The organism is Acidovorax sp. KPB24-03 (assembly GCF_057546605.1).
Window position 1 is genome coordinate 1 of the sequence record NZ_BAAJYR010000366.1, and the last position, 3440, is coordinate 3440.

General features: G+C 71.9%; 4 protein-coding genes. 2 read left to right on the forward strand and 2 right to left on the reverse strand.

Going from position 1 to position 3440, the window contains the following annotated elements; all coding sequences use genetic code 11:
• Together AC27KI_RS20945 and AC27KI_RS20950 are read right to left on the reverse strand one after the other, a co-directional pair.
• Nucleotides 1-1831, reverse strand: a 1831-nt coding sequence (locus tag AC27KI_RS20945) for an aminotransferase class V-fold PLP-dependent enzyme (protein ID WP_487115629.1), incomplete at its 3' end; no start/stop codon positions are given.
• Nucleotides 1832-1836: 5 nt separating this feature from the next.
• Complete coding sequence (locus AC27KI_RS20950) at nt 1837-2028, reverse strand: hypothetical protein (protein ID WP_487115631.1); 192 nt, start codon at nt 2026-2028, stop codon at nt 1837-1839.
• Nucleotides 2029-2067: 39 nt separating this feature from the next.
• On the opposite strand from AC27KI_RS20950, the gene AC27KI_RS20955 reads away from it, so the two are divergent.
• Nucleotides 2068-2262 (forward strand): hypothetical protein, encoded by a 195-nt coding sequence (locus AC27KI_RS20955; RefSeq protein WP_487115633.1) that lies wholly within the window; start codon nt 2068-2070, stop codon nt 2260-2262.
• 217 nt (nt 2263-2479) lie between these two features.
• The coding region (locus AC27KI_RS20960) for a MutS N-terminal domain-containing protein (protein ID WP_487115635.1) at nt 2480-3440 on the forward strand (961 nt) is incomplete at its 3' end.

A 3440-nucleotide genomic window follows, 5' to 3' on the forward strand; every position in this document is an offset into this window, starting at 1 on the left:
CCAGGCGCTGCTCGTAGGGCTCGCGCACGTCCACCAGCAGCAGGGCGGGCTGCGGGGCCTGCAGCATCGCCTGCAGCGCGGCGGGCGCCATGTCGCTGCCCGCGGCGGATGCGCACGGCGAGTCCACACGCACGCCGCACAGCATGGGCTGGCCGCTGGCCTCCTGCGGTGCCATGCCCTGCTCCAGCCGCGCCTTGGCTTGCGCGAAACCCGGGGCGTCCAGGCGCCCGTCGAGCACCTGTGCCAGCAGCGGCTGGGCGGCGCATTCCGTGGCGAGCGTGGTGGCGAAGCGGTGGTCTTCATCGTGCGCGGGCAGCAGCAGCGTCCGGGTGCCCAGTTGTTGCGCCATGCGATGCAGCGACGGCCCGAAGGCGAGCGGCGCGCTCTGCGCGAAATCGCTGCGCCCCAGCGAGCCCGGCATGACGGTGTCGCCCACGAACGCCAGGCGCAGGCCCTGCGCGCCGTACAGCAGATAGGCCGTGGCATCTTCGGTGTGGCCCGGCGTGGCCAGGCGGGTGAGGTGCAGCGTACCCAGGTCGATCCGCTCGGCGGGCTGCGGCCAGCCCAGGGCGTCCACGGCCTCGTTCGCGGCCGGGTGGCCGGCCAGGGCGGCACGCAGCGCGGCAGCGGATGACGCGTGGTCGCCATGGCTGTGGGTGTCCAGCACCGCTGCCAGCGTGTAGCCCTGGCAGCGCACCAGCTGGGCCAGCCGCTCGGTCAGCTCGGGCAGCGGATCGATCACAGCGCAGCGGCGGCTGGCGGCATCGGCCACCAGGTAGCAGCATGCGCCATCGACCACGAAACGGGTCACGCCTTCGACGGGCAGCGCGGCCGGCTGGGCCGGGCCCAGGCAACTGGCACGCAGCGATTCGCCGCACGCGCGGATGCGGACGCAGGCCTCGCCGATGAAGGCAGCATCCGCGGCCGGGCCGAACGACAGCCGCACGGCCGAGTCCGCCTGCCAGGCCGGCAACTGCATGGCCTGCAGCACGTGGCTGGGCTGGGCCTTGGCCGCGCTGCAGGCCGAGCCGCCGCTGACGCGCACGCCCGCGGCGTCGAACAGATCCAGCAACAGCCGCGAGCCCACGCCCGGCACCGAGAAGTTGAGCGTGGTGGGCAGGCAGAGCCCGGGCGGCGCGTTGAAGACGAGGCCGGGGAAGGCCGCCTCCAGCGCCGCGCCCAGCTGCGCGCGGTAGTCCGCCAGCACCGATGGCGGCTGGAACGTGGTGCCGCCCTCCAGCGCCGCCAGCACCGCGCCCAGGGCAGCGATGCCCGCCATGTTCTCGGTGCCCGAGCGCAGGGCGCCCTCCTGCCCACCGCCGGCCATCATGGGCGTGAACGGCGCGCCCTCACGCACGTACAGCAGGCCGATGCCCTTGGGCGCATAGAGCTTGTGGCCGGAGAACGTGGCGTAGTCGATGGGGTGGTCGGCCAGCTGCAGCGCCACCTTGCCCAGGGCCTGCACGCTGTCCACCAGCCACAGCGCGCCGCTGCCCGCCATCGCCTGCGCGATGCCCGCCAGATCGCTGACCACGCCGGTCTCGTTGTTGGCGGCCATGGTGCACACCAGCGCGGCGCGCGGCGCATGGGCGCGCAGCCAGTCGAGGTCGTGCCGGCCATCGTGCGCCACGGGAATGGGCAGCACCTGCAGGCCGAGCTGCAGCAGCGTGTTCCAGTGCCGGAGCGCCTCGGGCACCGCCTTGTGCTCGGTCGCGCCGTACAGCAGCAGCTGCGGCCCCGCGGCGCCGTCGCCGCCTGCGATGCGCTGCCTGCGCACATGGTCCAGGGCCGACAGCACGGCGGTCTGGATGCCCTCGGTCGCGCCGCTCACGAACATCAGCTGGCCCGAAGGCGCACCGACCACCCGGCGGCCCGGGCCCGCACCGCATCCATCAGCGCGCGGGCCTTGAGACCGGTGCTGTGCGTGCTGCTGGGGTTGCCGTAGTCGTCCGCCATCGCGGCCAGGGCGGCATCGCGGGCGGCGGGCAGGACGGGCGTGGTGGCGTTGGCGTCGAGGTAGATTTCCATGGCGTTGCTTGATTTCCGTTGATCCGGGTAACAGCAACCATGTTAGTGAGCCATATTGAGAATATTTTTCTTATTTTCTGGCTTTATTTGAAATCAGCATCCATCCACCCACGCTTTGGCAAGGCCCGGGGCACGGCGGCGGCTGCCGGCCAAGGCACTGCCGATGCGATGGGTCGTCCCGCTTGCGCCAGGGCGCTCGTCCACAATAGCGGGTTCGCCGCGGCCGGCCGCTGACCGAGCGGGTGCCGCGATGCCACCCCGCAGGGGATTGCCAGCAGCGAGCGGCCGTCGCGCGCTCCGCGATCCCGGTGAAGTCGAGAGAACCCAGAACATGCAGCAGCCGGCAGAAAACGCCCCCATCACCGCATCGCCATCCGCATCGCCCTCCACCCCTGACACGCCCGCGCCCGCCGCGCCGCATCTGGGCAGCGACTTCTCGCACCACACGCCGATGATGCAGCAGTACCTGGCCCTGAAAGCCGCGTACCCCGACACGCTGGTCTTCTACCGCATGGGCGATTTCTACGAGGTGTTCTTCGCCGATGCCGAGAAGGCCGCGCGGCTGCTGGACATCACGCTCACGCAGCGCGGTCAGTCCGGCGGGCAGCCGGTGGTGATGGCCGGCGTGCCCTTCCACGCGCTGGAGAACTACCTGGGCCGGCTCATCAAGATGGGCGAGTCGGTGGCCATCTGCGAGCAGGTGGGCGAAGTGGGCGCGAGCAAGGGGCCGGTGGAGCGCAAGGTGGTGCGCGTGGTCACGCCGGGCACGCTCACCGACAGCGAACTGCTGTCCGACAAGGCCGAATCGCTGCTGCTGTCGGTGCACCAGGGCCCCCGCGCGCGTTGCGGCCTGGCGTGGCTCAGCGTGACGCAGGGGCTGGTGCACCTGGCCGAATGCACGCACGACGAGGTCGGCGCCTGGATCGCGCGCATAGGCCCGAGCGAGGTGATCTACAGCGCGGGCGTGACCGAGCGCTTCGAGCAGCAGTTGAAGGCGCTGCGCCAGAACGGCACCTTCGCCTGCCCCTTGAGCCTGCGGCCGGACTGGCAGTTCGATGCCGCGTTGGGCGAGCGCAAGCTGCTGGAGCAGCTGGGCGCGGCCAGCCTTGCCGCCTGGAGCGCGCAGGACCTGGCCCAGGCCCACGCCGCCGCCGCCGCGCTGCTGGCCTATGCCGAGCACACGCAGGGCCGATCGCTCACCCACGTGCACGGCGTGCGCGTGCAGCAGAGCGACGAGCTGATCGCCCTGCCCCTGGCCACGCGCCGCAACCTGGAGCTGACGCGCACGCTGCGGGGCGAAGACGCGCCCACCCTCTTTTCGCTGCTGGACACCTGCATGACCGGCATGGGCAGCCGCCTGCTCAAGACCTGGCTGCTGGAGCCGCGGCGCGACCGCACCGAGGCCCGCCAGC

What these genes read in the sequence shown, in the direction of transcription:
- AC27KI_RS20950 (WP_487115631.1), bottom strand. Translation starts at nt 2,028, where the DNA reads ATGGAAATCTACCTCGACGCCAACGCCACCACGCCCGTCCTGCCCGCC.
- AC27KI_RS20955 (WP_487115633.1), top strand. Translation starts at nt 2,068, where the DNA reads ATGTTAGTGAGCCATATTGAGAATATTTTTCTTATTTTCTGGCTTTAT.